Annotated in this window: 13 protein-coding genes; 6 read left to right on the forward strand and 7 right to left on the reverse strand. The window is 34.6% G+C overall.

The genetic code is table 11. The features are described from left to right. Positions 1-68: 68 nt before the first annotated feature. The gene (gene surE, locus AC5YGG_RS02495; protein ID WP_496142827.1) at positions 69-857 is read left to right on the forward strand and encodes a 5'/3'-nucleotidase SurE; all 789 of its coding nucleotides are present in this window, start codon (positions 69-71) and stop codon (positions 855-857) included. 81 nt (positions 858-938) lie between these two features. Here surE and AC5YGG_RS02500 read toward each other — a convergent pair whose 3' ends face one another. The 3 genes from AC5YGG_RS02500 to AC5YGG_RS02510 are packed head-to-tail and all read right to left on the reverse strand — an operon-like array spanning position 939 to position 3,330. Further along, on the reverse strand, positions 939-2,342 hold the full coding sequence (locus AC5YGG_RS02500) for a radical SAM protein (RefSeq protein WP_496142828.1): 1,404 nt from the start codon (positions 2,340-2,342) through the stop codon (positions 939-941). An 18-nt stretch (positions 2,343-2,360) separates the two neighbouring features. Beyond that, positions 2,361-2,588, reverse strand: a complete 228-nt coding sequence (locus AC5YGG_RS02505) for a hypothetical protein (RefSeq protein ID WP_496142829.1) — start codon at positions 2,586-2,588, stop codon at positions 2,361-2,363. A 1-nt stretch (position 2,589) separates the two neighbouring features. Beyond that, positions 2,590-3,330, reverse strand: coding sequence for a prolipoprotein diacylglyceryl transferase (locus tag AC5YGG_RS02510; RefSeq protein WP_496142830.1), 741 nt, complete (start codon positions 3,328-3,330; stop codon positions 2,590-2,592). A 61-nt stretch (positions 3,331-3,391) separates the two neighbouring features. Here AC5YGG_RS02510 and AC5YGG_RS02515 point away from each other — a divergent pair, with 61 nt between their 5' ends. Further along, a complete protein-coding gene (locus AC5YGG_RS02515; RefSeq protein ID WP_496142831.1) occupies positions 3,392-4,429 on the forward strand; it encodes a GMP reductase in 1,038 nt (345 codons plus the stop codon). A gap of 59 nt (positions 4,430-4,488) precedes the next feature. Here the strand turns inward: AC5YGG_RS02515 and fabG are convergent, their stop codons facing one another. The 4 genes from fabG to AC5YGG_RS02535 form a co-directional block, all read right to left on the reverse strand. Next, a complete protein-coding gene (fabG, locus tag AC5YGG_RS02520) occupies positions 4,489-5,232 on the reverse strand; it encodes a 3-oxoacyl-[acyl-carrier-protein] reductase (protein WP_496142832.1) in 744 nt (247 codons plus the stop codon). A gap of 171 nt (positions 5,233-5,403) precedes the next feature. Then, a complete protein-coding gene (locus AC5YGG_RS02525) occupies positions 5,404-6,915 on the reverse strand; it encodes a WG repeat-containing protein (RefSeq protein ID WP_496142833.1) in 1,512 nt (503 codons plus the stop codon). A gap of 6 nt (positions 6,916-6,921) precedes the next feature. After that, a complete protein-coding gene (gene rsmI / locus AC5YGG_RS02530) occupies positions 6,922-7,596 on the reverse strand; it encodes a 16S rRNA (cytidine(1402)-2'-O)-methyltransferase (RefSeq protein ID WP_496142834.1) in 675 nt (224 codons plus the stop codon). Positions 7,597-7,598: 2 nt separating this feature from the next. Next, a complete protein-coding gene (locus AC5YGG_RS02535) occupies positions 7,599-9,068 on the reverse strand; it encodes a DUF8457 domain-containing protein (RefSeq protein ID WP_496142835.1) in 1,470 nt (489 codons plus the stop codon). Positions 9,069-9,129: 61 nt separating this feature from the next. Here AC5YGG_RS02535 and AC5YGG_RS02540 point away from each other — a divergent pair, with 61 nt between their 5' ends. The 4 genes from AC5YGG_RS02540 (at position 9,130) to ybeY (ending at position 14,935) form a co-directional block, all read left to right on the forward strand. Next, positions 9,130-9,717, forward strand: a complete 588-nt coding sequence (locus AC5YGG_RS02540; RefSeq protein WP_034734402.1) for a thymidine kinase — start codon at positions 9,130-9,132, stop codon at positions 9,715-9,717. 190 nt (positions 9,718-9,907) lie between these two features. Then, on the forward strand, positions 9,908-12,352 hold the full coding sequence (locus AC5YGG_RS02545) for a bifunctional UDP-N-acetylmuramoyl-tripeptide:D-alanyl-D-alanine ligase/alanine racemase (RefSeq protein ID WP_496142836.1): 2,445 nt from the start codon (positions 9,908-9,910) through the stop codon (positions 12,350-12,352). Between the two features lie 2 nt (positions 12,353-12,354). After that, positions 12,355-14,511: a patatin-like phospholipase family protein gene (locus tag AC5YGG_RS02550; RefSeq protein WP_496142837.1), complete on the forward strand. Its 2,157-nt coding sequence runs from the start codon at positions 12,355-12,357 to the stop codon at positions 14,509-14,511. A 4-nt stretch (positions 14,512-14,515) separates the two neighbouring features. Continuing rightward, the gene (ybeY, locus tag AC5YGG_RS02555) at positions 14,516-14,935 is read left to right on the forward strand and encodes an rRNA maturation RNase YbeY (protein WP_496142838.1); all 420 of its coding nucleotides are present in this window, start codon (positions 14,516-14,518) and stop codon (positions 14,933-14,935) included. The last annotated feature ends 29 nt before the right edge of the window (positions 14,936-14,964 follow it).

The raw sequence follows: 14,964 nt of genomic DNA on the forward strand, positions 1-14,964 counted from the left end.
AAAATCATTTTGTTATATTCTCAAAGAACAGATTGTACTGCATTTGTATAAAAAAATTAAGATAATATATGGAAAGACCGCTTATTCTGGTTACTAATGATGATGGAATTACAGCTCCTGGAATCAGAAACCTTATCAGTTTTATGAATGAAATCGGAGATGTAGTTGTTGTAGCACCAAACTCTCCTCAAAGTGGTAAAGGTCACGCTATCACAATTAACTCTACGCTAAGCTATGAAGAAGTAAATCTTGATGGTCCACAAAAAGATTTTTCTTGTAGCGGAACTCCGGTAGACTGTGTGAAAATGGCATTGGATAAAATCCTTACAAGAAGACCTGATATTGTAGTTTCAGGGATCAATCATGGGGCAAATTCTTCTATTAATGTAATTTATTCTGGAACAATGTCTGCGGCTGTAGAAGCTGGCGTAGAAGGTATTCCTGCTATTGGATTCTCATTATTGGATTTCAGTTGGGAAGCAGATTTTACTCAGGCAAAAGAATACATTCAGAATATTGTAAGAAGAACTCTTGAAAACCCGATGCCGAAAGGAATCGTTTTGAATGTAAACATCCCGAAATTACCTGCTGAAGAAATAAAAGGGGTAAAAGTTTGTAAGCAGGCTCATGCTAAATGGGAAGAAAGCTTCGACGAAAGAATTAACCCTCACGGTAAAAAATATTACTGGCTAACGGGTTACTTCAACAATATGGATGATTCTGAAGATGCTGATGAAACTGCATTGGCAAACGGATATATTTCGATTGTTCCTGTGAAGTTTGATCTTACAGCGTATGAATACATGAAAACATTAGAAGAAGTAATGGTTTTTGATGCCGTAAAAGAAACTAAATAACAGCATTATTTAAGATAAAAAAGCGTGAAATGATTTATTTCACGCTTTTATTTTTTAAAGGTTACAAATCTTATTCTATCTCTAAAAAAGGACTTTATCATCTTTTCTCAATTCTTCAAGATAGCTTTTCTTGTCATCTCGATAGAAAAGATTCATTGTTTCAAAAGGAATTAACTTCAGGTCTTTATTGACAATGTGAACACAGGATTTTTTTACGGCTCTGACATCAAAATCATGAGCATCCATAAAGTTCATAATAATGATTCTGAACAGATTATCATAATCCAGATCCGGAGCACACACTTCCGGAAGGCAGCAAAGTAACTGATTAACCTTAGGCTTTACTTTATCTACAGAAATTCCGGTACTGAAAATATCCAGCAGCTGCATATGAAGTCCCTGATCCTGTTCGTAAACAATGGTATTTCTTGATTCATTGTTCAGAAGATCGGCAGGATTGATATAACGGGTTAAAGGAATAGTTTCTCCTTCAAGTTTTAAAATATACCCCATTGCCAAAGCATCAGGATTACACGGAACCGGAATAATATCATCAGAATTTAATAAGGGAAATTGATTAATAATTTCCTGTCTTACCTCTGTTAAAGTAATCTTTTCATGAGCAGAATCTTCTCTGTTTCTTCCTGCAATTTCTACAGGCTGGAAAGTAATTCCTCTTACACACTTCTGCTTTAGAGCAAACTCAATTATTTTTCCTATTTCATCTATATTTTTGCCCTTTTGGAGCACGATCACTAAAGTAGTGGAAAGATTAAGCTCATTCAGTTTCTCCAGGGCTTTCATCCTTACCGCAGTAAGATCTTTTCCTCTGAAATCTTCCAACACTTCCGGCTTAAAAGAATCGAACTGTAAATAGACTTCAAACTCAGGAGCATAAGTAGCGAGCTTTTCTGCAAAACCTGGATCATTGGCAATTCTTATTCCATTGGTATTCAACATTAAATGTTTAATAGGCTTTGACTTGGCAATATCCATAATCTTAAAAAACTCAGGATGAATGGTAGGTTCTCCTCCACTGATTTGCACCACATCCGGTTCACCTTCATTTTTAACAATGACATCAAACATGGCTTCAATTTCTTCGAGGCTTCTATGGCTTCCATAATGGGGTGATGACATGGCATAGCAGGTAGGACACGTCAGATTACAACGATCCGTCACTTCCACAATGGAAAGACAGCTATGCTGCTCATGATCTACACAAAGCCCACAATCATACGGACATCCATATTCTACATCAGTCCCGAAGTGAAGGGGCATTTCAGAAGCTTTGTTATAGTTTCTAATGTTTTTATAATAATGAACATCTGAAGCAATTTTCGTTTTAAAAAAACCATGATCAGGACATCTTTTGGTCATGAAAACAGCTTCATCCTCTATAATAATCTTTGCGCCTACTCTTTTCAGGCATTCCGGACAAAGGCTGATCGTATAGTCGTAATAGGTATAATTTCTTATTGGCATAATTGATTTTTAAAATGCTTATCCACAGATGTATCCGCTAATCAGACCAAAGACAAGCAAGCAAATAACAAAAGTCTGGATAAATTGTTTTCTACTGAATTTTCTGTTGTCCTTACTTTCATAGATCAGTTTTACAATAAAAGTAATCACCATAGAAAAGAACAACGCTCCCAAAATCATAATACCAACGATCATGATTACCAATCCGGTAAGATCACCCACTTCTAAAATTGTTAAAGGTTTCATTTTAAATATTTGATTTGGTGTTTTTAATAATATAAATGTAGTAAATAATTACACAAATGCATACAATTTGAATTGTGCCCAGATTTCCTATTACTTCCATTCTCGGTTTGATAAAATCTAGGAAAAATCTAAATGTAAAATAACTCAGCATAAAGATTTGAAAAAGAAAACCTGACGGATATTTATGAAGCTTCCGGATATATTTCAAAACAATCCAAAGGATAATGAGAAAGCCTATTTCATACAAAGCAACCGGATGTCTAAGGTGCTGATCTCCCAAATACATTCCAAAAACTGAGTTAGTGGGAATACCATATGTTTCTTCATAAATTCCAGTGAGAAAACAGCCTATTCTTCCAATAATGATAGCTAACATTAAAGGAAAAACAATGAGATCTCCTGTACTTTCTTTGTGATTCACTACCTTTTTAGCCAATTCTACTCCCAATAAACCCAGTGCCAGCCCTCCAACAATCGTATTGCTGGACCAGAATTTCTGAAAGCTAGGATTTTCAAAGATTGTAAAAGGGTTTTCAAGATTTCCTATCAATTTGGAACCCAGCAATGCTCCGGCAGTTGCTCCGATGAGAACAGCAGCAGAAGTATTGAATGAAAGTTTTTCTTTTGATTTTCTTTTAAGATAGAAATAGTATCTCATACCCAGGAACATTCCTACGGCTTCGAAAAGTGGATGTGCAAGAATTGTTTTGCCAAAAATGTGAAAGGTTACGGGAAAATCCATTGCTTCAAAAGTAAGCCATTTAAGATTATTTACTACCTTTATTCTGACAAATAATTACAAAATGCGTATAGAATATGACATAAAACTGGGGTTTAAGGATGTAATGTTCCGCCCTAAGCGTTCTACATTGAAATCCCGTTCAGAAGTAGATCTGGAAAGGGAATTTATTTTTAAACATACTCAGAAAAAATGGAGTGGCGTTCCCGTAATTGCAGCCAATATGGATACGGTGGGAACTTTTGAAATGGCAGTAGAGCTAGCTAAAGAAAAGATTATCACAGCTGTTCATAAACATTATACTCCTGAGGAATGGGATCAGTTTCTGCAAAGTCAGCCGGAAAGTATTCATCAATATATTGCTTTAAGTACCGGAACGGGAAAATCTGATGAGGAGAAAATCAGACTGATCTTAGAAAAGCACCCAAAAATTGAGTTTCTGTGTATTGATGTTGCCAATGGTTATTCCGAGCATTTCGTGGAATTTGTGAAGACGGCAAGGACTAATTTCCCTGATAAAATTATTATTGCAGGGAATGTAGTTACCGGAGAAATGGTAGAAGAGCTTCTTTTGGTAGGTGCTGATATCATAAAGGTAGGAATAGGTCCTGGTTCTGTATGCACTACCCGTGTGAAAACCGGTGTTGGATACCCACAATTATCTGCTATTATTGAGTGTGCTGATGCTGCTCACGGGCTGGGTGGTCATATTATTGCTGATGGCGGCTGTAAAGTTTCGGGAGATGTGGCTAAGGCTTTTGGTGGGGGTGCCGATTTCGTTATGCTCGGCGGAATGTTTGCCGGACATGATGAAAGTGGCGGTGAAATGATAGAGGAAAACGGCAAAAAATATCGTTTATTCTACGGAATGAGTTCAAAAACGGCTATGGATAAACATTCTGGCGGTGTTGCTGAATATCGTGCCTCAGAAGGAAAAACAGTGAAAGTAGCTTATAAAGGTCCCGTTGCCGAAACAGTGAAAGACATTTTAGGAGGTGTACGTTCTACCTGTACTTATGTAGGGGCTTCCAAGCTGAAGGAACTTTCAAAAAGAACTACTTTTATCAGAGTTCAGGAACAGGAAAATCAGGTTTTTAACTGATAACCTTAAAAGTTTATAAAAAAAGAGGCTACACGTTTTGTATAGCCTCTTTGTATTTTTTACATTAACATTCCACCATCTACATTTAGCGTCTGTCCTGTAATGTATGATGACATATCACTTCCGAAGAATACACAAGCATTAGCGATATCTTCCGGCTGTCCTCCTCTTTTCAAAGGAACTCCGTCTCTCCATCCCTGAACTGTTTTTTCATCCAGTACAGCAGTCATTTCAGTTTCAATGAAACCTGGAGCAATAGCATTACATCTGATGTTTCTTGAACCTAATTCAGCAGCAACAGATTTTGTAAATCCGATTACACCAGCTTTAGAAGCAGCATAGTTTGCCTGTCCTGCGTTACCTTTTACTCCAACTACTGAAGTCATATTAATGATAGATCCTGATTTTGCCTTCATCATTGGCTTAATCACCGCTTTTGTAAGGTTGAATACTGAATCTAAATTTACTTTGATTACTTTATCCCAATCTTCTTTGGACATTCTCAACAACAGGTTATCTTTTGTAATTCCTGCGTTGTTTACCAAAATATCAATCTGCCCAAATTCCGCCATTACATCTTCTACTAATTTTTGAGCTGCATCATAATCTGATGCGTCAGACTGATATCCCTTAATTTGGGTTACAGAACTTAAAGCTGCCTCTAATTCTTTAGCTTTGTCTACAGAGCCGGCGTAGGTAAATGCTACTTTTGCCCCTTGCTGAGCAAACATTTCAGCAATTCCCTTACCGATCCCTCTTGTAGCTCCGGTAATTAGTGCTACTTTTCCTTCTAATACTTTCATATATATGACAATTATTTTCTTTATAACTCATTCAGCTTGTGTTCGCTGACTCATTCAATCTTTATAATTCCCTTCCGGAATTAAACGGTTTGCAAAGATATTATAAATTGTTATTCAACACATTGAAATCGTTAAAATACTTAGTCTTTTTGTTGATTTTCCGCTGTTTCTTTATATTCCCGGCATATCATTTCTAAATCTGGTGAAATAAATAAAGTCTGTTTTTTTATCTTTAGTTATTTTCAAAACTTCTTTCATCCAGAAAAATTTATCGTAAATAATATCTGTCAAAGGCTCATGTTGGAAATTCGAAACACCATATTTTCCATCCTTCTTTACAACAATTTCATTTTCAAAATTGTCAAAAGCAATAATATCTTCGTACACGAACGGTACAATTTCCGTACCTTTCGCACTAAGAATACCATAAAGATTATCAGTATTCATACATACAAGAGGTTTGGAATACTCATTAAGAATATTAAAGTATCCAACAGACTGGTTTTTAACAAGCTTTATCCCTTTAAGCTCGTTAACTGATTGATTACCAACAGAAAACACATAATATTTATCTTTTCTTTTAATCAAAATATTATCAGGATAAAAACCTACAATCTGGTCTTCTTCATTCAGAATATTTTTAAAAGTCTTGTCAAAAAGCTTTTCTTCGTTTTCTTTTTTAAGGTAAATAAAATCTTTTCCTGCTATCGTAAAGTTTTTGATATAATCATAATCTTGAGGGATAATTAAGTTTCCTTGTAAATCTACAATACCAGCTCTATCGTTCTTATCATTATAAACACTGAAAAGATCATTCAGTAAAGGGGTTAAATATTTAAAAGGATTAGGATAAAGTTTCTGGTCTTTTTTATTAAAAACAGTGGTTTTTCCATTTTTTCTGAGATAAACGTATTCCTTTTTACCGAAGTATTCGGGAGTAATATCACTGTAGATTTCATCGGCAAGTATATTTTCATTGGTATCAATCAACCCGTACTTTCCGGTGGCTTTATTTTGAGTAATTAAATATGGATAAGCATTGATGTCTGTTACATTTTTTGAAAATTTATGTAATGTCTGCCCATTTTTTCCAATAATCTCAGACTGATTTTCTTCATTCAGGATAAGCGCCCTGTCATTTTCGAAGTTGTAATCGTTCTTGAATTCTCTGTCATTAATTTGCTTTCCATTAAAGTCATATAGAAACCATTTTTTATCTCTCAGAACAAAAAAAGTTTCTTTTCCTGCAAATCTTATTCTGTCCGAATCCGAAATGATCAGTTTACCATTATAATCATATAAGGCTTCTTTGTCCTTTTTAGATGCGATGATGCGTTCTTTGCTCCACCAGGACGTATTAAAATCCTGATCTTCCAGAGGAATCAATTCATTTCCTTTTTCATTGATAATAGCAGCCTTTCTTTTGTTCCCTTCTGTAGAATAAAGGATAAATCTGTCTTTGAAAATATGAGAAATTCCGCCTTTATATTGAGATTCAAAAGTAATATTTCCTTTCGCATCTACAATACCTTCTTTTTTAGAAACGGGATCATAAGCGATTCCAAAACCATCAGAGTAAGAGCTTACCTCTCTCCCTGTTTTTTTGGAAAGAAGAACCTTAGTGTATTGATTAGTTTGCGCCATACAAACTGTAGAACACAATACAAAAACTAATTTTTTCAATTAAAATTAAATAGAATTGTTGACAATAAGGACTATTTCTCCTTTTAAAGTTTTACTCTTGGAAAATTCAATTAACTCTGTGATTGTTCCGCGTTTAGTTTCTTCAAATTTTTTGGAAATTTCACGACTTAAACTTGCTTTGGTATGCTCTCCAAAAAATTCTTTGATCTGTTCTAATGTAGTATTGATCTTATGCGGACTTTCGTAAAGAACAATGGTTTTTTTCTCTTCAGCAAGCTGCTTTAGTTTCGTTTGTCTTCCTTTTTTCTGTGGTAAAAATCCTGCAAACAGAAATTCATTATTGGGCAGTCCGGAAACTACTAATGCCGGAATCAAGGCTGTTGCTCCCGGAAGGCATATCATTTCTATATTGTTATCCGCTCCTGCTTTTGCCAATAAATATCCAGGGTCTGAAATTCCAGGAGTTCCCGCATCAGTAATGATTGCTATATTCTGACCGTTTTTAAGGTCTGTAATAACTTTCTCCGTAGCCTGATGTTCATTGTGTAAATGATAGGATTTCAAAGGTTTGGAAATTTCAAAATGTTTTAAAAGTATTCCAGAAGTTCTGGTGTCTTCACATAAAATATAATCAACTTCCTTAAGAACATTTACTGCTCTGAAGGTCATATCTTCAAGGTTCCCAACGGGTGTAGGAACAAAATATAAGATTCCGCTCAAAATTATAAGAATTTATTTTCCACCAATATCCAAAGTCGCTGTGCATATTCATCCACATTACTCCATTTTCTTTCATAATAAAGGTCGCTCAGATATTCTTTGGCTTCCTCCAGTGTTTTGAAATGATTCAGCTGGGCTACTGTATCATTCAGATCTGCCTGACTTCCTTCAAACAACATTTTTGAAAAGGCAATTCTGTCATTCAAATCCAGCCTAAATTCAGGTTTTGACTTCTCCACCTCCATTAAATTGGTAGGAATGTTAGATTTAAGAATACTTCCTGTATCTTCCTTTATTATAGGTGCCGATTGATTTTCTTTTGGAAATTCTCTTTCCAGCGGATCATCATCAAAAAGTGTTTGAACAGCTTTTAATCCTTTGATATTGGCTAATTTTATTTTTTTCTCCTGATTGTATTCATCCAAGTTTTCAAAACTTTCATCAGAAGGATGTTTTTCTGTTTCTTCGGGAACAGGTTTGTCTATCTCAACAATTTTTCTTCGGTCATAAACTTCTTCAAGAACTTGCTCTTCTTGTTTTTCTTCTTCGGAATGGTCATTTTTAATCTCATTCAGAATATTATCAACATTGGAAGTTTCCGATACAAATTCTCCCTGTTCTAAAGAGATATTGGAATTGACAAACTCTTCTTCCATTAATATTTCATCATCAAGCATTTCCGTATCAAAAATACTTGGAATAATTTCAGTAACTTTATTTTCCCTTGTATCACTTACCGCAGCATAGTCTATCTCATGCTTTTCAGATTCTTCATTATCATCTATTTCATTCAGCTGATTGTTAAAGATAGCCTCTTCTTCCGTCTCTTCGTAAGTAAACATTTCTTCCTGGATATCTTCATCCGAATCTGGTTGAGCATCAGCAAGAATTTTCTCTTCATCTACAAAGTTCAAAACTTCTTCATCAGCAATAGATTGCTCATTTTCATCAATTTCATTCAGCTGATTATTAAAGATAGCCTCTTCTTCTGTAACCTCATAGGGAGAAAGCTCATTCTTTTCTGCTGTTTGGTCATCTTTATTTTCCTCTACGAAACTGACAATATTTTCATGGAATTCATTTTCAACAATATCATGTAACTGATTATTGAAAACCGCTTCTTCTTCGTCAGAACCCAAGATAAAACTATCATTTTCATGCTCATCAATTTCATTGAGTTCATTATTAAAAATAGCTTCCTCCTCAGTCACTTCATTCCCGGAATCATGATGTTCCTGATCTCCTGAAATAAAAGAGGCAGTATGCATTTCGGAATGATGAACAGGCGATTCTGTGACAAAGTATTCAATATTTTTTTCCAGTAGTTTCAAAAAAGAAATCCTGTTAGCAAGCTCATCTACAAGATCTTGCTTGGAAAGTAATTCATCTACGTTATTTATTTTGTCCAGATTATCGATGATATTCATGGATTCAAAAAAAATCTTTTCCTTTAAATCTTGGATATTCTGCATAATAAGATTCTTATTAAAATTGCTTACTTTTGATGTTGAAAATATACGGCTAATTTAACAAATGTTTTTAGAAAATACAATTAATCATTCCAAACAAAGTGGTTGGATGGAAGTGATTTGTGGCTCTATGTTTTCGGGTAAAACCGAGGAGTTGATCCGAAGATTGCGTAGAGCAGAAATGGCAGGACAGAATGTGGAAATTTTTAAACCGAAACTGGATATCCGGTATTCTGAAGAGGATGTTGTTTCTCATAATCAGAATAAAATTCGTAGTACTGCAGTAGAAAATCCGAACGAGATTCTTCTGCTTGCTTCCAATTGTGATGTAGTGGCAATAGATGAAGCACAGTTCTTTGACGAAAGCATTGTAGATGTTGCCAACCAATTAGCCAATAGCGGAATAAGAGTAGTGATTGCAGGGTTAGACATGGATTTTCTGGGACGCCCTTTCGGACCGATGCCCAATTTGATGGCTACCGCAGAATACGTTACAAAAGTGCATGCTATTTGCAAGAGAACAGGTAATCTTGCCAACTACTCGATGAGAACTTCCCAGGGAGATAATCTGGTAGAACTGGGAGAAACTGAAAGCTATGAAGCCGTAAGCCGACGCGTATTTATTGATGAAGTGCTTTCAAAAAGAAGATAATTAATAAATAGAACGCACAGCAAATGCTGCAGCAAACATAAAATATATTCACTTACTATAAATGAAAAACGTGAAAGCAATATTCTAAAATTTCAAGATGAAAAAATTAGCTGAACAATAAGAGCTATTATTCTTTTGGCAATTTTACCCTATTGCTTTTTCGCCTTAAAATAAAGCAGAAAGGGCACCAATGAACTATACAGTACAACAAATTGCAGAAATCACCAATGCACAGGTTATTGGAGACAAAAATCTAGTGGTTAAAAACATAGCTTATGACAGCAGGATAATTTATTCAATCAAAAACACTGCTTTTATAGCTATTAATACGCATAAAAATTCTGGTGAAAAGTTCATTGAATCTGCCATTGACAGGGGAATCAATATTATTATTTCTGAACATGAATATCCGCAGTTTGAAAATATAACGTGGATCATTGTTCAAAACTCTGTAGATTTTCTGCAACAATTAGCAAAATACCATTTCGAAAATTCTCATTTACGATCCATCGGAATTACAGGAAGTAACGGAAAAACCATTTTAAAGGAATGGCTGTATCAATGTCTGTGGAATGAATTTCCAACGGTAAAAAGCCCTAAGAGCTTTAATTCTCAGATAGGACTTCCTCTTTCTCTTCTTCAAATCAACGATTCTCATGAACTGGGGATTTTTGAAGTTGGAATTTCCCATCCAAATGAAATGGAAAAGCTTGAAAATATTTTCCACCCACAAATTGGGCTGTTAACACATATCGGAACGGCTCATGCTGCCAACTTCTCTTCTGAAGAAGAATTGATTGATGAAAAAATTAAACTTTTCAAAGATTCTGAAATAATCATTTATAATGGTGACCATTCTTTGGTAGACGAAAAAATAAAAAAATTATATTCTGATAAAAAACTGATCTCTTACGGGCTTAAAAATAAAAATCAGGTCTTCATTAAAAAAAATATCAAAGATGAAAATATCATTGTTGATTATTTTGGAGAAGAAATCAGTTTTCCGGCTCATCAGAGAGACGAATCGACATTAACCAATGCTACGGCGCTTATCACCGTGCTTAATGTGTTACAGGTCGAAAATAAAAAGATCGTCGAAAAAATCAACCTTTTAAAAGCCGTCGAAATGAGACTTGAAGCAATCGAAGGAATTAAAGGCAATATTATCATCAACGATTCTTTCAATCTTGATCTCGATTCTTTGAAAACTGCACTTCAATTTTTGAATGAGTACAATAAGCCTAAAAAATCGTTAGTCTTAACAGACATCGTAGGAGTGAGTACCAATTCTCAGGAATTATATGAAGAAGTATCAGAGCTTGTGAATGAACAACATTTCGATTCTGTATTTCTGATTGGCGATGAAATTTCAAAATATAGTGAATTATTTAAATCTAAAACATATACTTTCATAGATACCAAAGAACTTATTGAAAGTAAACATTTGTCTGAAATAGAAAATCAGATCATTCTTTTAAAAGGTGCCAGAAAATTTGAAATTGAAAAACTGAAAGACATTCTGGAACTCAGAAAGCATGATACGGTTTTGGAAATTAACCTGAATGCTATTCTTCATAATATCAATTACCATAAATCTCTTTTAAAGCCACAGACAAAAATGATGGCTATGGTAAAAGCCAATGCTTATGGTTTGGGCAGCTATGAAATTTCAGAGTTTTTACAGCATCACCATATCGACTATCTTGGAGTGGCGTTTGCAGATGAAGGTGTTGAACTTCGTAAAAAAGGAATCACTACTCCTATTGTAGTAATGAATCCTGAGCAGCACAGTTATCAGACTATTATAGAATACAATCTTGAGCCAGAAATTTATAGTTTCAGGGTTCTGGAATTATTCTATGAAGCAGTTCAGAAGTCAGGATATGATAAAAAATTTCCTATTCATATTAAATTAGAGACTGGAATGCACCGTCTTGGATTTAAAGGTTTTGAATTGGATCAGCTAAGTGAAACTTTAAGTAATAAAAATCTTAAAGTCCAAAGTTTGTTCAGCCATTTATCATCATCCGATGTTCCGGAAGAAAGGCAATTTACACTGGATCAATTAAAGACATTTGATAAAAACTCAAGCGATCTGATTGAAAAATTAGGCTATGCTCCTATCCGACATATTTTAAATTCCTCAGGCATTACAAGCTATACAGATCATCAATATGACATGGTAAGAATAGGTATCGGAATGCTTGGAGAGTCACCAAATTCTCAAATACAGAAACAATTACAGTCTGTGGTAAGTTTTAAAACCGTAATTTCACAGATATCAATGGTTGAAGGCGGAGAATCTGTAGGATACAGCAGAAGGTTTAAAACAGACCACCTGACAAAGATTGCTACCATCCCTGTAGGATATGCGGATGGAATCCCAAGACTGATCGGAAATCAGGTAGGAAGCCTCGGAGTGAATAAAACCCTGGCTCCGATTGTTGGAAATATCTGTATGGATATGATGATGATCAACGTAGAAAATATTCCGAATGTAAAGGAAGGTGATATGGTAACCGTCTTTAATGCAAAACCAAGTTTAAAAGAATTCGCAGATTACTGCAAAACTATAACCTATGAAGTATTAACCTCCATTTCACCTCGGGTGAAACGGATCTATATAAAAGATTAACTATGAGAAAACTCCTGATTCTTCTTTTCGTATTCCAGTTACTGTGGTTTCAATCACAGGTAAAAAAAGATTTAGTGATTCCCAAAAACCCTAAAATAGGACTATCGCTCGCCGGTGGTGGTGCTAAAGGTTTTTCACATGTCGGAGTACTTAAAGTATTAGATTCTTTGGGGGTAAAAGTGGATTATATTGCCGGAACCAGTATGGGAGCCATTGTTGGCGGTCTGTATGCTTCCGGATATTCCGGTAAAGAAATAGAAAAGATTGTGATGGATACGGATTTCTATTCTTTAATTATGGATCCAAAATCCAGACAGGAGGCAAGCTTTTTCAACAAATCTGTTGACAAATATCTTTTATCTATTCCCTTAAAAAACGGAAAAATTACACTTCCCTCTTCCATCAGTACAGGACAGAGAAATGTTTATCTTCTTAAGGAATTATTTAAAAACGTTTCGAATATTGATGACTTTTCTAAGATGCCTATACCCTTTTTGTGTGTTGCCACCAACCTTGAAAGTGGAAATATGCAGATTTTCGAAAAAGGTGATCTTGTACAATCTATCATGGCAAGTTCAGCATTTCCTTCTTTAATGGATCCGGTTAAAATTGGAGACAGTATTTATATTGACGGAGCTATGACAGTAAATTACCCTTCAAAACCTTTAAAAGATAAAGGAATTGATATTGTCATCGGTGTAGACCTTAACCAGGACCTTTCGAAAAGAGAAGATTTAAATAATATTATTTCTATTCTTAATCAGGTTATTGATTTTGGAATTAAGAGAGATACCAGAAAGCAATATAAATACACAGATATTAATATTAAGCCTAATCTTAAAGGAATGTCTGCTACCAGCTATGATGACAAGAAAAAAATTCTAGACAGCGGCTATGTAGAAGGATTAAAATATTCTCAGGTTCTCGATCAGTTACCTAAACGTCCTTTTGACCGTCTCCGACAACGTGTAAACCCCATATATTCCAATGTATATAAGATTGACAGTATTTCCATTGAAGGAAGCAAAATTTATGGTAAAAACTATACTTTAGGTAAAATGGGGCTCCGTCTGCCCTCTTTACAGACGTATGGAAGCATTAATAAAATGATTGATAAACTTGTTGCTACCAACAACTATAAATTTATCAATTATGATATCGTTCAGGAGAATGATGCTAATTATTTAAAGCTTTATGTAACTGAAGATGATGCCCGACATTTCTTAAAATTCGGATTACATTATGATGAAATTTTCAAAACGGGACTACTTTTAAATTATTCGGCGAAGAGACTTTTATTTAAAAATTCCAACCTTTCTGTAGATGTAATCGTAGGTGATAAGCTTCGGTATTATTTAAACTATTTTATTGATAACGGATACATTCCTGGGTTTGGTATTTATTCTTCAGGAATGAGTTTTGATCTCAAAAATGCAGATAATAACATTATTGATAAATGGGAATGGCTCAGAAATGAAGCTTATATACAGTCCGTATGGAAGGATAAATACGCAATCGGTGGTGGTATAAGCCATGATTACTTTAAAGCGGAAATTAATGGTGATAACAGACGTTACAGCCGGTTTTTAAATCCATATGTATTTCTGAAAACAGATACTCAGGACGATAAGGAATTCCCGACTAAAGGCGTTTATTTTGCAGCTGAAGGAAAGGTTGTAGATCTTTTAAAATCCGAAGTTGAAAAACGAATTGTTCAGATCAAAGCAGATTTAAAGATCAATATTCCTCTTGGCAAACAATTTACTTACCGCTTAAACTTATTTGGCGGAGTAACTCTTGGAGAGAACCTTCCACCCTATTATCAATTCAGATTAGGTGGAGTATTTGAACAGAATATTATTAATTTTAAAAGTTTTGCAGGATTTTATTTTGCACAACTTCATACTAATAATGTGATTTTGGCATCCAATGATCTTCAATTTAGGTTTAATAAAAACTATTTTATCAGCGGAAACTTTAGCTTTGCAAACCTTTCGAATGATATTAAATTTGAAGATGCAGTTAAAGTTAATTTTAGCTCGCTTGGACTTACGGCTGGTTACAAATCTCCTTTCGGGCAGATAAAAGTAAACTTCAGCCACTCACTAAAAAACAATCAAAAAGGCATATTCAGTGTTATTTTAGGACACTGGTTTTAATACAATGATACAATTCTTTTACGAAAATTTACCGGAATCGGTAGATACAGATTACAAACAATGGCTGGAAGATCTTATACTTTCAGAAGGAAAAAAACTAGGAGAAATCAACTACATTTTCTGTGATGATGAATATCTTTTAAAGATCAATCAGGATTATTTACAGCATGATTATTATACTGATATTATCACTTTTGATTATGTAAAAGGGAAGACAATAAGCGCCGAGATTTTTGTATCTTTGCAGCGCATTTCTGATAACGCCTCCACCCTTTCCCGAGAATATGAAGATGAATTAAGAAGAGTTTTAGCCCATGGAATTTTACATCTTATAGGCTATAAAGATAAGACGGAAGAAGAGGAAAAAGAGATGCGAAGAATGGAAGATTTGTACTTAGCGAAGTATAAGGATTTAAAGAATTAAAATTAAATAATCACTTAAAGTCCGATATG

Source organism: Chryseobacterium sp. CS2K3, from assembly GCF_059515185.1.